The organism is Tatumella ptyseos ATCC 33301, assembly GCF_000735525.1.
Lineage (GTDB): Bacteria > Pseudomonadota > Gammaproteobacteria > Enterobacterales > Enterobacteriaceae > Tatumella > Tatumella ptyseos.
This window is the reverse complement of the sequence record NZ_JMPR01000047.1, coordinates 1-16,154: the sequence shown is the minus strand read 5'-3', so window position 1 is coordinate 16,154 and position 16,154 is coordinate 1. Positions and strand designations below refer to the sequence as shown.

The 16,154-nt window shown below is 52.1% G+C and carries 15 protein-coding genes and 2 tRNA genes; all 17 read left to right on the top strand.

The features are described from left to right. Positions 1-7: 7 nt before the first annotated feature. The 17 genes from tssM to GTPT_RS14850 all read left to right on the top strand — a co-directional run bounded on the left by tssM (position 8) and on the right by GTPT_RS14850 (position 16,084). Positions 8-2,389 carry a type VI secretion system membrane subunit TssM gene (gene tssM / locus GTPT_RS14925; protein WP_169740235.1) on the top strand — a complete coding sequence of 794 codons (2,382 nt, stop codon included), beginning with the start codon at positions 8-10 and terminating at the stop codon, positions 2,387-2,389. A 2-nt stretch (positions 2,390-2,391) separates the two neighbouring features. Beyond that, the gene (locus GTPT_RS17950; RefSeq protein WP_038011713.1) at positions 2,392-3,771 is read left to right on the top strand and encodes a type VI secretion IcmF C-terminal domain-containing protein; all 1,380 of its coding nucleotides are present in this window, start codon (positions 2,392-2,394) and stop codon (positions 3,769-3,771) included. 81 nt (positions 3,772-3,852) lie between these two features. Then, positions 3,853-6,018, top strand: coding sequence for a type VI secretion system Vgr family protein (locus GTPT_RS14915; protein WP_235501120.1), 2,166 nt, complete (start codon positions 3,853-3,855; stop codon positions 6,016-6,018). 63 nt (positions 6,019-6,081) lie between these two features. After that, on the top strand, positions 6,082-6,345 hold the full coding sequence (locus GTPT_RS14910) for a PAAR domain-containing protein (RefSeq protein ID WP_025902563.1): 264 nt from the start codon (positions 6,082-6,084) through the stop codon (positions 6,343-6,345). Then, positions 6,329-6,832, top strand: coding sequence for a hypothetical protein (locus tag GTPT_RS14905; protein WP_029989939.1), 504 nt, complete (start codon positions 6,329-6,331; stop codon positions 6,830-6,832). Before GTPT_RS14910 ends, GTPT_RS14905 begins: the two co-directional genes overlap by 17 nt. Positions 6,833-6,888: 56 nt before the next feature. Further along, positions 6,889-7,365, top strand: a complete 477-nt coding sequence (locus tag GTPT_RS14900; RefSeq protein ID WP_051170722.1) for a GPW/gp25 family protein — start codon at positions 6,889-6,891, stop codon at positions 7,363-7,365. A 316-nt stretch (positions 7,366-7,681) separates the two neighbouring features. Next, positions 7,682-7,984: a hypothetical protein gene (locus GTPT_RS16785; protein WP_051845739.1), complete on the top strand. Its 303-nt coding sequence runs from the start codon at positions 7,682-7,684 to the stop codon at positions 7,982-7,984. Positions 7,985-8,001: 17 nt separating this feature from the next. Continuing rightward, on the top strand, positions 8,002-8,268 hold the full coding sequence (locus GTPT_RS18065) for a helix-turn-helix domain-containing protein (protein WP_051845737.1): 267 nt from the start codon (positions 8,002-8,004) through the stop codon (positions 8,266-8,268). 163 nt (positions 8,269-8,431) lie between these two features. Continuing rightward, the gene (mltB, locus tag GTPT_RS14890; protein ID WP_025902559.1) at positions 8,432-9,502 is read left to right on the top strand and encodes a lytic murein transglycosylase B; all 1,071 of its coding nucleotides are present in this window, start codon (positions 8,432-8,434) and stop codon (positions 9,500-9,502) included. An 88-nt stretch (positions 9,503-9,590) separates the two neighbouring features. Next, complete coding sequence (locus tag GTPT_RS14885; RefSeq protein ID WP_025902558.1) at positions 9,591-9,929, top strand: zinc ribbon domain-containing protein YjdM; 339 nt, start codon at positions 9,591-9,593, stop codon at positions 9,927-9,929. A 214-nt stretch (positions 9,930-10,143) separates the two neighbouring features. After that, positions 10,144-10,635, top strand: a complete 492-nt coding sequence (gene pncC, locus GTPT_RS14880) for a nicotinamide-nucleotide amidase (protein WP_025902557.1) — start codon at positions 10,144-10,146, stop codon at positions 10,633-10,635. A gap of 97 nt (positions 10,636-10,732) precedes the next feature. Continuing rightward, the gene (recA, locus tag GTPT_RS14875; RefSeq protein ID WP_025902556.1) at positions 10,733-11,803 is read left to right on the top strand and encodes a recombinase RecA; all 1,071 of its coding nucleotides are present in this window, start codon (positions 10,733-10,735) and stop codon (positions 11,801-11,803) included. A 128-nt stretch (positions 11,804-11,931) separates the two neighbouring features. Continuing rightward, on the top strand, positions 11,932-12,441 hold the full coding sequence (locus GTPT_RS14870; RefSeq protein ID WP_025902555.1) for a regulatory protein RecX: 510 nt from the start codon (positions 11,932-11,934) through the stop codon (positions 12,439-12,441). A gap of 136 nt (positions 12,442-12,577) precedes the next feature. Further along, positions 12,578-15,205, top strand: coding sequence for an alanine--tRNA ligase (alaS, locus tag GTPT_RS14865; RefSeq protein WP_025902554.1), 2,628 nt, complete (start codon positions 12,578-12,580; stop codon positions 15,203-15,205). A 251-nt stretch (positions 15,206-15,456) separates the two neighbouring features. Then, positions 15,457-15,642, top strand: a complete 186-nt coding sequence (gene csrA, locus GTPT_RS14860) for a carbon storage regulator CsrA (RefSeq protein ID WP_025902553.1) — start codon at positions 15,457-15,459, stop codon at positions 15,640-15,642. A 264-nt stretch (positions 15,643-15,906) separates the two neighbouring features. Continuing rightward, positions 15,907-15,999 (top strand) — tRNA-Ser (locus GTPT_RS14855). An 8-nt stretch (positions 16,000-16,007) separates the two neighbouring features. After that, positions 16,008-16,084 (top strand) — tRNA-Arg (locus GTPT_RS14850). Positions 16,085-16,154 lie beyond the last annotated feature (70 nt).

Here is a 16,154-nt window from a genome sequence, read left to right as displayed (position 1 = left end):
ATATAATATGTCTTTTCTCAGTCGTCTTGTATCGCGTAATAATCTTTTTCTGCTGCTGCGCCTTGTGATTGCCGGGGTGTTGATTGCGGTTATCTGGTTCACAGGACCAAAGGTAGGATTTGGTGAAGCCCGGCCGTTGGCCGACGTGTTGCCGCGGTTACTGGTGATCCTGTTCATTATTTTCCTCTTTATTACAACCCTTACCCGCTGGCACTGGTCACTGACGGTGCTGGTGACCTGCATTCTGTTGCTTTGGGTGGCGGGACCGAACCTCTCTTTTGGCGAAGGATTTTTTCTCACCGGCGTTACGACGCGGCTATTACTCACCGGCCTGATGCTGGTGGCCTGGCTGGTTTATTACGCCGTTCTCTGGTTACGGCGCAGGGGGCGTTTTCGCCGTCCGGTCGCTGACGGGGAGACAGAGATATCTGCAGGAATGGACGCGATGTTCCGGCAGGTCACCCGGGAGTTGCAGCAGAGACCTAAAAAAGTATCCCGCCGGGAGGTACTGACCGGGCTGATACAGCAGCAGGAGGCTATTCCATGGTATCTGATACTGGGCAGCCAGGGGGCCGGTAAAACAACGGCTGTCCGTCAGTGTGGCCAGCATTTCCCGTTGACCGGCACCCTGGAGCCTTTGTCAGTCAGTGCCGGTCACCCGGAGCAGTGCCGTTGCTGGCTGGCGAATGATGCGGTTTATCTTGATACGGACGGTAAATATATCAGTGCCGCACAAAGCAGCCAGGCAGAATGGCTGGCGCTGCAGAACGCATTAAAATCCTGCCGGCCCGATGTCGCTATTAACGGCGTTTTACTGATGGTTTCCGCGCCGGAACTGATGGCCACGGACAGCGATGCCAGAGACGGGCTCGCTGCAACATTACGTCACCGGCTGAGTGAACTGCGCCGGATCCATGATCAGTTTTTCCCGGTCTATCTGGTGGTAACTCAACTGGATTACCTGTGCGGATTTTCTGAATATTTTCGCGGGCTTTCCCGGCAGGAGCAACAGGACATCTGGGGGATCAGCTTCCCTGCGGGCGCCGGAGAATCGCTGGTCAGTCAGCAGGCGGAACAGCAATTGAACTCACTGGTTCAGCGGATTGAGTCAGACATTAATATCCGTTTGCTGAAAGAGTATGACCCGCAGGATCGTAAAAGAATGTACGGCTTCCCGGGGGATCTGGCGGTTCTGGTGCAGAATTTACAGCAGTTCCTGCAGACACTTTTTTTCCCCTCCCGCTATGACGATACCGGTAACAGCTCTGCATTACGGGGAGTCTATTTTACCAGTTGTTATCCCGGGACCCCCCGCCGGTTTACTAACCCGAAAACCGTTATCCGCCAGTGGGCTGATTATGTGAACCCGCCGGCTGCGCCGGTTACAGTGCCGGAGGCAGAGGTCATCCGCCAGCAGGAGCCCGGGCATCCCTTTTTTTTACACCAGCTCTTTTGTGAACTGATTATCAGGGATCAGTCTCTGGCTGCAAAAAGGTCATTGACGGTTTCCGGCCCTGTTATACAACACTGGCTAAAACACAGCATGCTGCTGTTGTTACTAGCCATGCTCTCTTATGGCTTATTTCGCAGCTATCACAATAATGCCGCTTATTTACAGACGATCACCGGTAAAACCGTAGCACTTCGGGAGGCTCAGGAACGTTTTATTCGCCTGGACCCGACGGCCCGGCCACCGGAACTGCCTCCGTTGCTGGCCGGTTTCCGGAACCTGCCGGTTTCCCCGGGGCTGGACCTGACAGATCCGGGGGTAAACTGGCGTTACGGACTCTTTACCGGTACCCGGATAGCCAGGGCTTCTGAGAGCCTTTACCGGTGGATGCTGCACGAAACCTTACTGCCGTTTATCCGTCAATATGCGACACGTCAGTTAACGCTGGCGCTGGCTGAGCGCTCCCCGGAAACCGTGTATGTCAGTCTCCGACGCTATCTGATGGTCTATGGCATTATCCCGGCCGATTTACCTTTCCTGACCCGTGATCTTTCCGGCCTGTGGCCCGCGGCAACGCAGCTTTCTGTGACCCCTGGTGATCTTACCGTGACGCCTCACCTGACAACGCTCTTCAGCCAGCCACAGTCACAGCTTCGGGAGCCAGCGGATGAGGCATTGATCCGCCGCGCCCGGGCTTTACTGGCGCGCGAAGATACGCCGGCACGTATTTATTTACGGCTGAAAAACGGATTGTCTGTTGATGCTCCTCCGCCACTGGATCTCCGGCAAATGGCAGAAGACAGCAGTCGTCCGTTGTTTGAGCTACAGGCAGAGGCTCCGGTGTCTGCAATACCCGGCCTTTTTACGCAGGCAGGCTATCAGCAGGTCAAAAAAAAATCCTGCTACAGCTCAACACGCTGGCCGGAGAGGACAAGGTAGTCATGGGTAATTTATCAGAAAAGAACAATCGGAACGCCTCACCGCAACGGATGCTGCCGGCCCCCGTCAGGCTGTATAACGCGGTGATGGAGCGCTACCTGTCGGAATATACACGCACCTGGCAGCACTATCTGGCTGAAATCCGGCTCCGTCGCTCAGCGCTGACAGGGCATCCGGCGCGGCCTGAATACCGGCAGGCTGCCGAACGGCTGGGGCAACTGGCGGCCATCGACTCACCGTTATTTACCCTGTTACAGCGAAGTGTGGCAGAAACAACACTGGCCGGATATCCGGTGGCAGACAGTGAAAAAAAACCGATAACCGCCGATGTGGCCGGGATCCGGCAGGGACTGGAAGCTTATCGTGCCGATCGTCAGTCTGTCCTCCGGCGGCAGGTGGATAATCATTTCAGGCCGTTGCGTTACTTTGTGCGGGGAGGCGGGGAGGCCGTGCAGGCCGCGGAGAATTGTCAGACGGACACCCCGCTTTGTCAGCTCAGAGCACAACTGGAAGAGTTACAGGCCTTGCTGAGTGCTCAGCGGACAGAGAGCGACAAAGCGTCTCCCGAAGCCATCGCTGAATTTATCGCGGAACTGCTGGCCCGTTCGTCTGGCTGGCCGTTACCGGTCAGAAATATGGTGCGGCCATTGCTGGAACAGATTGCCGCCGATAACCGTCAGGCGGCAACGGCCCGGACGACGGCGGGTATTGCGGCAGGCCCGGCCGCGTATTGCCGCACTGTTCTGGCAGGCAGGTATCCTTTTGTTCAGACAGCCCGGGAAGTCAGCAGGGAAGATTTTGTACGCTTCTTCACCGGAGAAGAGAGCGCCGGGGTGTATTTTGAACAAAATCTTGCCGGGAAAACGGTGATGACGGGATCCCCCTGGCATTTCAAAGATAGTGCTCCGGCAGACAGTGAGAACCGGAGCCTGCAAATGTTCAGCAGTGCACGACAGATCCGACAGGCATTTTTCCCGGGCGGGGCTACGCAGATGTCCCTTCCCCTAAAGGTCTCAGTGCCCTGGCTGTCTCCGGACTTCAGCCGCCTTGAATTACGTACCGCATCTCAACGGCTTTCCTATACCCACGGCCCGGTCAGGCAGACGGCAATCAACTGGCCAGCCGCGGGTGATGATCCGTCAATTACCCTGAGCCTGACCTCTGCCAAAACCGGTGAAGTCCGCACCCGCCGGTTTACCGGCCCCTGGGCGCTGTTTCGCTGGCTGGATAGCGCTCAGCAATTGCGGGTGACGCTGACGGGGGAGGTTGCTGCTGATTTCGGTACCGGTGACGGCAGCTCCGCAGCCACCTTGCAGATTGCCGGACTGGCCTTTCATGGGGAGCCTCTGGTGACCCTGTTAAGACGATTTACCTGTCCGTGATCTCCGGAAGTGCAGAGCGGAGGACCCCCGGTTTTTCTGTCTGCACCATTTTTAACGATAACTAACAGACCTGGCGGTTTTATGACCCGAACTATTACCTTAGAAAGTCCAGCCATGCCTCTCCTGCTTGGTGAACCTGCGTTGGTGGTCACTCGCCTGCAGGGAGAAGAATCACTGTCGGCACTCTATAATTATACGGTGACCGCAACCACGCCGGACAATAGCAATATCTCATGGCAGGCAGCCTCGGCTATCGACATCAAGTCATTGATCGGTAAACAGATGACTCTCCGGATAGCCCTTAATGACTGGCGGACGGATACCGGAACAGAGAAAGCTTATCGCGAGATCACCGGTATTGTTCAGCAGGTCAGGTATCTGGGTCGCAGGAATAATTGTGCTCTTTATCAGATGGTCCTGCGTCCCTGGTTGTATCTGGCCGAGCTGACGTCAGATTTTCGTATTTTCCAGAATAAAACGGTCACTGAGATTATCGGAGAAATACTTGCCGACTATGATTTCCCGCATGAAAAACGGATATCAGAGACCTATCCGCCACTGGAATATCAGGTCCAGTACGGAGAAACCGATTTCGCTTTTATACAGCGATTGATGGAAGCGTGGGGGTTGTACTGGTTTTTTGAGCATCAGGGACAACAGCACAAATTAGTGATTGTCGATAATATCGGGGCACATAAGCCCTTTTTTGCCGGCAGCCCGCATGTGGTGGGGTATGACCAGCAAACGCATGAAAACCGCAAAGAATATATTGCAGAATTTCATCACCTGCAAACCCTCACATCCGGCCGCTGGGTCACCAATGATTATGATTTTACCCGTTCCCGGGCCGACATTATGTCCCTCGACAGTCAACCCCGACAGACCAGTTTTAACCAGCAGGAGATATTTGACTGGCCGGGGAACTATGGCGATCCCGCGACGGGAGACCATCTTGCACGGGTCCGGATGGAAGAACAGGGCGCGGCAGGCTCACGCAGTCAGGGGAGCGCCCCGGTACCGACGATTGTGTGTGGCTGTGTTTTCACTCTGGATCATTATCCGCTGGCGAAAGCGAATTGCGAATACCTTGTCCTGGGGACAGAGCTGGATTTCCGGGAAATCACGGAGCGAACCGGGAAAGCCGATTTCTCATTGCAATGCCATTTCCATGTGCAGCCTGTCACCAAAATTTACCGGCATCCGCGATCGGTCCCCCGACGCAGAACCTACGGACCACAGACCGCCATTGTGGTCGGCCCGCCAGGAAAAGAAATCTGGACGGATGAATATGGCCGGATCAAAGTGCGTTTCCTGTGGGATCGTTATGGAAAAAACAGAGAGTCAGACTCCTGCTGGCTGCGTGTCAGTCAGCCCTGGGCGGGCAATAATTTTGGCGGTATCTGCATCCCGAGAGTGGGGCATGAAGTGATTATCGACTTCATTAACGGCGATCCTGACCGGCCGCTGGTGATGGGCAGTCTGTATAACAATGTCACTATGCCTCCGTGGGAACTCCCTGAAAATGCCACACAGAGTGGCTGGATCAGCAGAACCCCTGGTGGCGGTCGTGCAAATTTTAACGGCATCCGCTTTGAGGACAAACCCGGACTGGAAAATTACTGGGAGCAGGCCGAAAGAGATATGAGCCGGCTGACCAAACGGGATGAGGAACAGGTGATCGGCCGCTCCCGCGCCGTAACGGTAGGAGCTAACGATGCATTGTCGGTGGCAGGTGAAAGCAGTTTGCTGGTCGGGGGGGCGTTAGGTATCTCTGTGGGAGGAGAGCAGAACGATAATGTCGGAGGAGCGAAAGGGATTAATGTCGGAGGAGCCTTTATGACCGCGGTAGGAGGATATCACTCTGTCGTGGTCGGTGGTGCACATCAGATGGCTGCCGGAGGCGCCGCAACCATGACCGCGGGGGGGATTTTCTGTATTAACTCCGCCAATGAGCTGGTGATCAGCGCGCCGCTGGTGCGGATTATCGGCTCCGGGCAACTGGTATTACAGGGCGGGCAGGTGTTGATAAACCCCGGAGATTGCCAGAATTGTGGCGGAGGGGGAGGTGGTGGCGGGGGAGCCATTATCGGTAAACCCGGGATCCCGGGAATTCTTGGCGGTACAGGCATGGTGGGGCTTTCCGGCCTGCCGATACCGACAGAAAGTCCGACGGAATCTCCGACGGACACACCGCTGCCGACACCGACGGAAACCGAAACGCCACCCTGGAGTCCGCCGGTGGGATGAAAGCAGGCGTTTTACCGGGAATGCAGATCTAAAGCGACGTGATGAAAATTCAGGGGGTAGAAAATGTTTAATGCAGCAAGGCTTGGCGATGCAACCACCCATGGCGGTGCCATCATTAGCGGGGCTTCGACGGTTTTCATTAACGGCCTTCCTGCCGCTGTTGCAGTGGTCAGTCTGGCCGGTTGCAGCCTCTCCCATGGTGCGGCCCCGGTGGTGACGGGGTCAGGAACCGTCTTTATTGAGGGGTTTGCGGCAGCCAGAATCAGTGATATTACCGGATGCGGGGCGACTATTTGTACGGGAGCCGGAAATGTTTTTATTGGCTAATCGTGGGAAGCCCGCGGGGGGCGGGAAAGCGCGTTCAGCATCTCACCGCCCGGAGCTTCCCGCGGATCAGCAGTCCCTGATCTCCGGGGAATTTTTTGTGGTGGATAGCCAGTTCAGCGGTGGGACCTATGCGACGGATAAGCATAGCGGTTACAGTCTGCTGAGTGAGAATGCCCGTGATATTCTGAAAGTTCTGGGGGATGAGTATATCTGTTATCTCTGTGACCCGCAGGGGATGCAGCGCAAAGAGACGGCAGGCTCACCGGAGAAAATCATCCCGCCGGAAAGTTCAGGTCCGGATCCCGCAGCAGATCAGAAAACGCTGACTGAATACCTGCTGGGTGACGATCGGCTGATTGACCGGGTACTTGGCGAAACGTCCCAGGATGAATGGATTTCCCGGACACTGTTCGGGGAGGATGAACAGGATCTTTTCTCTGCACTGGCTCCGGAATATCTGGTGAGAGATTTACCTGATGTTAAATAACGAATGTATTACCTTGTACTTAATCCCGGATGAAAATTCCGGGGGAGGGGAATAATATGAAATCAGGATGGCGTTACCCGCCAGCGTTATCGGAAAGGCTTATTTATTCTGAAAGTCCGGAATGTAAAAACGGAGATTACCGGATAAGCGCTGAAAAAATGCGTCAGCTGGTGATCACTGAAATTATAGAATTATTAAATCATACCAATGCAGAAAATGAAATTGACGGTGATAAATATCCGAACATCCTTTCATCCTCAATGAATTTTGGCCTGCCACCCCGCCATTTTTTTTCAGATCAGGAAGACGGCAACCGGACTGAACATGATATCAGGACGGCGATATTACGTTTTGAGCCCCGGGTGATCCCGGAAACCTTAATTGTGCGTGTATCACAATCCTCCCGGAGCAGACAGCAACAGGTGACGATAGTTGTTGAGGTCTCAGCGATGATTTACTGGCATCCCTCGCCGCTGGATCTCTATCTTAAAGGGCATTATGACAGAGATAGCCGAAAACTATTCATGAAGTAGGCAATGTCTTAAACTATGATGAGAAAACGGTGGTTTTTTATTTTTTATTGGGTGTAAGATAATTTATTTTTTATAAATCCGGGCGGTGATATTCATCTTCTGTATTATTACAGCATGCTGTAATCTGTACCGGTAAGATGCAGGGCGGTAATGATGAATAAATTTAAATATACTGGCTCACTCCTCTTGTTTAATTGAAAGAAAATTACATGTCAGGTGTAATCATCCTGTTTGTATCCTTGTTCGATAATATGCATATTAGCCTATGGAAAGGCGGCTTTTGTCTTCTTATAAAAACAAATAACAGGTGTAATGAATGACATTGGAAATACTTTTTTTTGAGCCGAATATCTATGAAGTGATAGGGATTAAAGCGATTGTCTGTCAGCAATACTCCGGGGACCCTGCTGACATCCGTTTTCCTTCTCCGGAAGCGTCCCCGTTACAAAATAGTGCCCGCATTATTTTCCGTCATGAAGCGATTACTATGAAGTTACCGGTTTTGCCTGTCTGCCGGGAACAGACGTCCGCTGCCTTCCCGGTGATGACGTTGCACGTTCCGTTTCTCAGCCGGAAATGTCCGGTCGATGATTTTTCCTTAAAAATAAAAAAATTCTGAGCATTGCGACGGCAAGCATGGGACTCCCCCTGACAGACAGCCTTTCAAAATTGAGCGGTTACAGGCAGTTATCTGATACTGAGTATCAGGTCATGATCCTGATAGGCCGCGGGATGACCTGTCAGGATATCTCCCGGGCACTGAACCGTTCAGAAAAAACCATCAGTGCACATTACCGTAACGTCAGCCGGAAAATGGGGGCGGCCAATCGGGCGGAATTTTATCGCTATGCTTTTTTTATATCCCGTTCGGGGGGAGACAGAAAAAATACGCTATTTTTGTAAGCCGGATAGCCGGACCCGGTTTTATGACCTCACGGCCGGAATATCCTTCGGCTTAAATGCTTTTTATCAGCAATTTTCGGAATTTTTTTCCGGAGTCACTTTGGGTCTGCGGGCGAAAGCATTATGATGGAAATCTTTCTGTTTTCTGGTTGATGGGTCCCTGATGCGTTACAAAATTGCGTTGTTACCGTTATTTGCCTTACTTGCCGCTTGTAGCAGTAAACCGCAAGGGGCTTCCGGGTCTTCGCCACAGGAGGGTTTTTTACGTCCTCCCGGGGCCGGGCAGGGGATGTTGTCCGCCGATTTTCTGGGACAACCTCAGACTGAAGCGTTCATCACGATGATGGTTAAAAAACATGGTTTCGATCGCCGTCAGCTGGAGTCCTGGCTGGGACAGGCCCGTCGTCTGGATTATGTGCTACGTCTCATGGATCGCCAGGCGCCAAATGTGGCACCGGCCGTCGGCCCTAATGGTGCATGGTTACGCTACCGGAAAAATTTCATTACCCCGGGCAATGTCCAAAACGGAGTGGCTTTCTGGGATCAATATCAGACCGAACTTCAGCAAGCTCAGCAGAAATACGGTGTACCTCCCGAAATTATTGTCGGCATTATCGGGGTTGAAACCCGTTGGGGCCGGGTGATGGGGAAAACCAGGATTCTGGATGCGCTGGCAACGCTGGCGTTTGATTACCCGAGGCGTTCAGCCTATTTCAGCAGCGAACTTGAGACCTTTCTGCTGATGGCCCGCAATGAAAAAGAAAGTCCGCTCGGGCTGAGAGGATCGTTTGCCGGTGCGATGGGCTACGGGCAGTTTATGCCATCGGCGTATCAGAAATATGCGGTCGATTTCAACGGCGACGGGCATATTAATCTGTGGGATCCCGTCGATGCTATCGGTAGCGTGGCCCACTATTTCCAACAGCACGGCTGGCAAGCCGGTCAGGCAGTGGCTGTCACTGCGAACGGTTCAGCCCCCGGCCTCAAAGATGGCTTTACTACACGTTATAGCGTGAGTCAGCTGGCGGCCTACGGCCTGCAGCCGCAAATGGCGCTGTCAGGCTCTACAGAGGTGAGTCTGCTTCGCCTGGATATGGGGCAGTATTATCAGTACTGGTTCGGGTTACCTAACTTTTATGTCATCACCCGCTATAACCACAGCACACACTATGCAATGGCGGTCTGGCAGCTGGGCGAGGCGGTACGCAATGCCCGGCAAGGGCGCATTTTTTAATTCAACCCTTCCCTTATCAAATGTGTGGATATACTATGGCGCCCTTTGCGGGCGCCCTTTGTGCCTGCCGTTACATGAAGGAATTCCCATGCAAACATTACCTCCCTGCCCGCAATGCCATTCAGAGTATACCTGGCAGGATAATGATAACTACAATTGTCCTGAATGTGGTCACCTCTGGCCGGTGAATGAAAGCCAGCCTGCGGAAACTGAGCTTCAGGTACGCGATGCTAACGGGAATCTGTTGGCGGACGGCGATTCAGTGACAGTAATTAAAGATCTGAAAGTGAAAGGCAGCTCATCCGTCTTAAAAATCGGTACCCGCGTGAAAAGTATTCGTCTGGTCGAAGGAGACCATAATATCGATTGCCGTATCGATGGCTTTGGTCCGATGAAACTGAAATCTGAGTTCGTGAAAAAGAACTAACGTTCTTTCCGTTTTGCACTTTCGTGGTGCCCGGTACAGTTGTGAGGCCGGGCACCGCGCGATTAACTTTCCCTCTTTTCTTACTGTTTTCCCTCAGCCTTATTCCCAAATCACCCGCAAGCCGGCGGAGATCACTTGAAAACCAGAGATTAACCCATAGTATCTTCTGAGGTGTGGCAGACATTTTTCATGCCGGAAAATGACAGGAGAGACGATGGATAGGGACTTACAGCAGTTAAGCATTAAAGCCGGCCAGTTTTTGTTGTCCCGCGGGGCGACGTTAACGGCGGCGGAATCCTGTACCGGGGGGTGGATAGCCAAGGTCATTACCGATATCAGCGGCAGTTCGGCCTGGTTTGAACAGGGGTTTGTGACCTACAGCAACGAAGCTAAAACAACGATGCTGGGCGTGAGCCCTGATACGCTGGAAACCCACGGAGCAGTCAGTGAGCCAACGGTCCGTGAAATGGCGAACGGTGCGCTGCAGCAGGCGGGCGCTGATTATGCTATTGCCGTCAGCGGCATTGCCGGCCCCGGTGGGGGCAGTGACGAGAAACCGGTAGGAACGGTCTGGTTTGGTTTTGCTTCTGTAGCCGGTGAAACGGTGGCCATTCATCGTTTGTTCCGGGGTGACCGTGATGAAGTTCGCAAGCAGGCGGTCATTTTTGCACTGCAAACATTGTGTGAAGGATTTGCGGAAAAATAAACTTGATACTGTATGACTATACAGTATAATTGGTGGTCACAGAGACAGAGAATATCATCAAATTTGCCTGGCTAATCCGGCATAATCAGGAGTGGAAATGGCGATCGACGAAAACAAACAGAAGGCTTTAGCCGCAGCGCTGGGGCAGATTGAAAAGCAATTCGGTAAAGGCTCCATTATGCGTCTGGGTGAAGACCGCACCATGGACGTTGAGACTATTTCGACCGGTTCTCTGTCTCTTGATATTGCGTTAGGTGCCGGCGGCCTGCCGATGGGGCGTATTGTTGAGATCTATGGCCCGGAATCGTCAGGTAAAACGACACTGACCTTACAGGTGATTGCTGCTGCCCAGCGTAAGGGTAAAACCTGCGCCTTTATTGATGCAGAGCATGCACTGGACCCGGTCTACGCCAAAAAGCTGGGTGTGGATATCGACAACCTGCTGTGTTCGCAGCCAGATACCGGTGAACAGGCGCTGGAAATCTGTGATGCGCTGGCACGTTCCGGGGCGGTAGACGTTATCATCGTCGACTCTGTCGCGGCACTGACACCAAAAGCTGAAATTGAAGGCGAAATCGGTGATTCACATATGGGACTGGCTGCCCGTATGATGAGCCAGGCGATGCGTAAACTGGCCGGTAACCTGAAACAGTCCAATACCTTACTGATTTTCATCAACCAGATCCGTATGAAAATTGGTGTGATGTTCGGTAACCCTGAAACGACCACCGGGGGTAATGCCCTGAAGTTTTATGCGTCTGTACGTCTGGATATTCGTCGTATCGGTGCCATTAAAGAAGGCGATAATGTCGTCGGCAGCGAGACGCGGGTGAAGGTTGTTAAGAATAAAATTGCGGCCCCGTTCAAACAGGCTGAATTCCAGATCATGTACGGTGAAGGTATTAACTTCTATGGTGAGCTGGTTGACCTTGGCGTGAAGCATAAGCTGATTGAAAAAGCCGGTGCATGGTATAGCTACAATGGCGATAAAATTGGTCAGGGTAAAGCGAATGCCAGCAATTACCTGCGTGATAATCCGCAGGCTGCCACAGAGATCGAAAAGAAACTGCGTGAGATGCTGCTGAATAATCCTAATGAGAAAACCGCGGAAGCAGAGAAGGACGAAAGTCACCTCGATGCAGCCAGCGACGATCATCAGGAATTCTGATGTAAAAAGTCTGACGGATATTAAAAAAACGGGAGATAGCCTCAGGGCTGCTCCCGTTTTTTTTTACCCGCCGCCACTGATAGAGTAGGGCGGTATTCACTGTTTTACCGGTCAGAGAAAGGAACACCATGCTTTTTACAGAAAACGAACGACGCCCGTCATTTACTGCACTCCTTGACCGTGCAATGAGGCTGCTTGCCCAGCGTGACCATCCGGAACAGGAGTTGCGGGAGAAAATTCATCTGTCACTGCGTCGAAGCGAGTTGCGACAGGGCAGTGCAGAGCCCCTGGATGAGGAAGCGCTGGAACAGGTCATCGCTTACTGCCATGAAAACGGCTGGCTGAATGATGACAGCTTTACCGAACGCTTTATTGTCAGCCGGAGCCGGAGTGGTTACGGCCCTCAACGTATACGTCAGGATTTAACGCAGAAAGGCGTGGACAGACACGTCATTGAGAGGGCAATGAGTGAGGCAGATGTTGACTGGCTGGCGTGTGCCAGTGACGTTGCACAGAAAAAATATGGAGATCAGGGACCGGCCTGTCTGAAAGAAAAAGCGAAAGCACAACGTTTTTTATACTCCAGAGGCTTTCTTATGGCAGATATTCGTGCTGTTTTAGCAAATTTTGGTCACTGAGCCATAATGGGATTTTACTTCCCCGTGAAGAAAACTTATCTTATTCCCACTTTTTGTTCCTTCGTCACGGCCAGATGTTATTTCAGCAATCGCCCGGACTGAGAGGAACATCCGTTAGCGTGATACCAGGATAATTATGAGCAAGAGTACTGCTGAGATCCGTCAAGCGTTTCTCGATTTCTTTCATGGCAAGGGACATCAGGTTGTAGCCAGCAGCTCCCTCGTACCGAATAACGATCCGACGTTGCTGTTTACTAACGCCGGTATGAACCAGTTTAAAGACGTTTTCCTCGGTCAGGATAAACGTAGCTATCATCGTGCAACCACGTCACAGCGTTGCGTGCGTGCGGGCGGTAAACATAACGACCTGGAAAATGTCGGGTACACCGCGCGTCACCACACCTTTTTCGAAATGCTGGGTAACTTCAGTTTCGGCGACTATTTCAAATCTGATGCAATCGCTTACGCCTGGGAGTTACTGACCGGTGATGAATGGTTCAGTCTGCCTAAAGAGCGGTTATGGGTCACTGTCTATGAGACCGATGACGAAGCCTATAATATCTGGGCAAATGATATTGGTATTCCCCCGGAGCGTATTATCCGCATCGGCGACAATAAAGGGAGTGCCTACGCCTCTGATAACTTCTGGCAGATGGGTGATACCGGCCCTTGTGGCCCATGCAGTGAGATTTTCTATGATCACGGAGACCATATCTGGGGAGGTCCTCCGGGCAGCCCTGAAGAAGATGGCGATCGTTACATAGAGATCTGGAATATCGTCTTTATGCAGTTTAACCGTCAGCCTGACGGAGCCATGCTGCCGTTACCCAAACCTTCTGTAGATACCGGTATGGGTCTGGAACGTATCAGCGCGGTATTACAACACGTTAATTCTAACTATGAAATCGACCTGTTCCGTAACCTGATCCGTGCAGTAGCAGAGGTGACCGGTACTACCGATCTTAATAATAAATCGCTGCGTGTTATTGCTGACCATATCCGTTCCTGTGCATTCCTGATTGCTGATGGTGTGATCCCATCCAATGAAAACCGGGGTTATGTCCTGCGTCGTATTATTCGCCGTGCGGTTCGTCACGGGAATATGCTCGGTGCCAAAGAGAGCTTCTTCTACAAACTGGTACAGCCGTTGATTGACGTTATGGATATTGCCGGTGAAGAGCTTCGTAAACAGAAAGATCATGTTGAAGCAGTGCTGAAAACTGAAGAAGAGCAGTTTGCAAAAACGCTGGAACGTGGTCTGGCCCTGCTGGACGAAGAGCTGTCAGCACTGACCGGAGATACTCTGGACGGTGAAACGGTTTTCCGTCTGTATGATACGTTTGGCTTCCCTGCGGATTTAACGGCGGATGTCTGCCGTGAACGTAATCTGAAAATTGATGAAGCCGGGTTTGAAGAGGCAATGGAAGCGCAGCGTCAACGTGCGCGCGAAGCCAGCGGATTCAGCGCGGACTACACCAATCTTATTCGTGTCGAAAAAGACTCTGCCTTTACAGGGTACGATGCCCTGCAGGCGCAGTCCGAAATCACTGGGATTTTTGTAGAAGGACAAGCCACAGAAGAACTCAACGCCGGGCAAGAGGCCATTATTATTCTGGACCAGACACCGTTCTACGGGGAGTCGGGCGGACAGGTGGGTGATACCGGTACTCTGACGGCTAACGGGGTCACCTTCACGGTGTCTGATACCCGTAAGTATGGTCAGTCCAACGGCCATCTGGGGACGCTGACCGAAGGGACGTTGAAGGTTGGGGATAGCGTAGCCGCTAACGTTGACGAACAGCGCCGTGCCCGGATTCGTTTGAATCACTCAGCCACGCACTTACTGCATGCGGCATTGCGTGAAGTGTTAGGTGATCACGTGGCTCAGAAAGGGTCACTGGTGAATGACAAGTATCTGCGGTTCGATTTTTCTCATACCGAAGCGGTAAAACCGGAGCAGTTACGTCGTGTTAATGAGATTGTGAACGCGCAAATTCGCCGCAACCTGCCTGTCGAAACCAGTATTATGGATTTGGACGAGGCCAGGGAAAACGGCGCAATGGCGTTGTTTGGTGAAAAATACGATCAGAAAGTTCGTGTCCTGACGATGGGAGACTTCTCTGTCGAGCTGTGTGGGGGAACTCACGCCAGCCGGACCGGAGACATCGGTCTGTTCCGTATCACCTCAGAGTCAGGTACTGCGGCCGGTGTTCGTCGTATTGAAGCCGTGACCGGTCAGACGGCGCTGGAGAGTGTGTTCACTCAGGATGCTCAGTTGCATGAAATTGCACATCAGGTGAAAGCCAATAACAGTAACCTGAATGAAAAAGTACGATCTCTGGTGGAGCAGGTTCGTTCACTGGAGAAAGAGGTACAGCAGTTGCAGGATCAGCAGGCAGCTCAGGAGAGCAGTTCCCTGGCAGCGAAGGCCATTGATATTAAGGGCGTCCGTGTGCTGGTTAGCGAGCTGAAGAACGCCGAGCCTAAATTGCTACGGACGATGGTTGATGATTTGAAAAATCAGCTGGGTTCTGCTGTTATTGTGCTTGGCACTGCGAATGAAGGTAAAGTTTCTCTAATTGCTGGTGTCACGAAAGATTTAACGAATAAGGTAAAGGCAGGGGAACTGATTAGCGTCATCGCCGGTCAGGTTGGTGGTAAAGGTGGTGGTCGTCCGGACATGGCTCAGGCCGGCGGAACGGACCCTGCTGCATTACCGGCAGCTCTGGCAGGGGTTGAAGCGCTGGTCAGCGCTAAGTTGTAATGAATTAAAACGAGCTATCGGTAAAGGCGCTCAGGAGGTTTCTCCGGGCGCTTTTTACACGATGAACAGCCAGTAATGATAAAGTCAGGGCGTAATGGTGTATTTCGGCTAAACTAACTATTAGCGAAATGTATTGGCAAACTGATTGAATTTTCTGTATCAGTCATAGTCAATATATGTGTTGCGTTATACGATGGATTTGCCGGGAGCATGAACAGGCCCGACTCTTTTAATCTTTCAAGGAGCAAAGAATGCTTATTCTAACTCGTCGAGTTGGTGAAACCCTCATGATTGGCGATGAGGTGACGGTCACGGTATTAGGTGTGAAAGGGAATCAGGTACGTATAGGCGTTAATGCTCCCAAAGAGGTTTCTGTCCACCGGGAAGAGATCTACCAACGCATTCAGGCAGAAAAAACCCAGCAGCCTGACTACTAACATATTCAGCGCCTCGTTTTTTAACGAGGCGCGCCTCTTTTTAACGATCGGCTTTTCGTTGCTCTGTCTTTCTTAGCCCGTGCTGTGCTGTTGAAAAACCACTCTTTTTGCTTTTTAAATATCCTGATTGATGAAGAAGCGCTCAAACAAACAATCTTCCGGAAAAAAAGTTTGACTTATAAGTCGGGGAAAGTAATATGTGCGCCAACGCAGCGACGAAGAGCGATGTAAAGCACTGAGTCGGGCGGGAAGTAAAGTAACAATGGTGAGGTGGCCGAGAGGCTGAAGGCGCTCCCCTGCTAAGGGAGTATGCGGTCAAAAGCTGCATCGAGGGTTCGAATCCCTCCCTCACCGCCATTTACGCTGCATCCGTAGCTCAGCTGGATAGAGTACTCGGCTACGAACCGAGCGGTCGGAGGTTCGAATCCTCCCGGATGCACCATGCGTAATCTGGAACGTTAGTTTACAAAGATGTGATAGCAGCACTCTGCATTATACAAGAATTCTAAAAT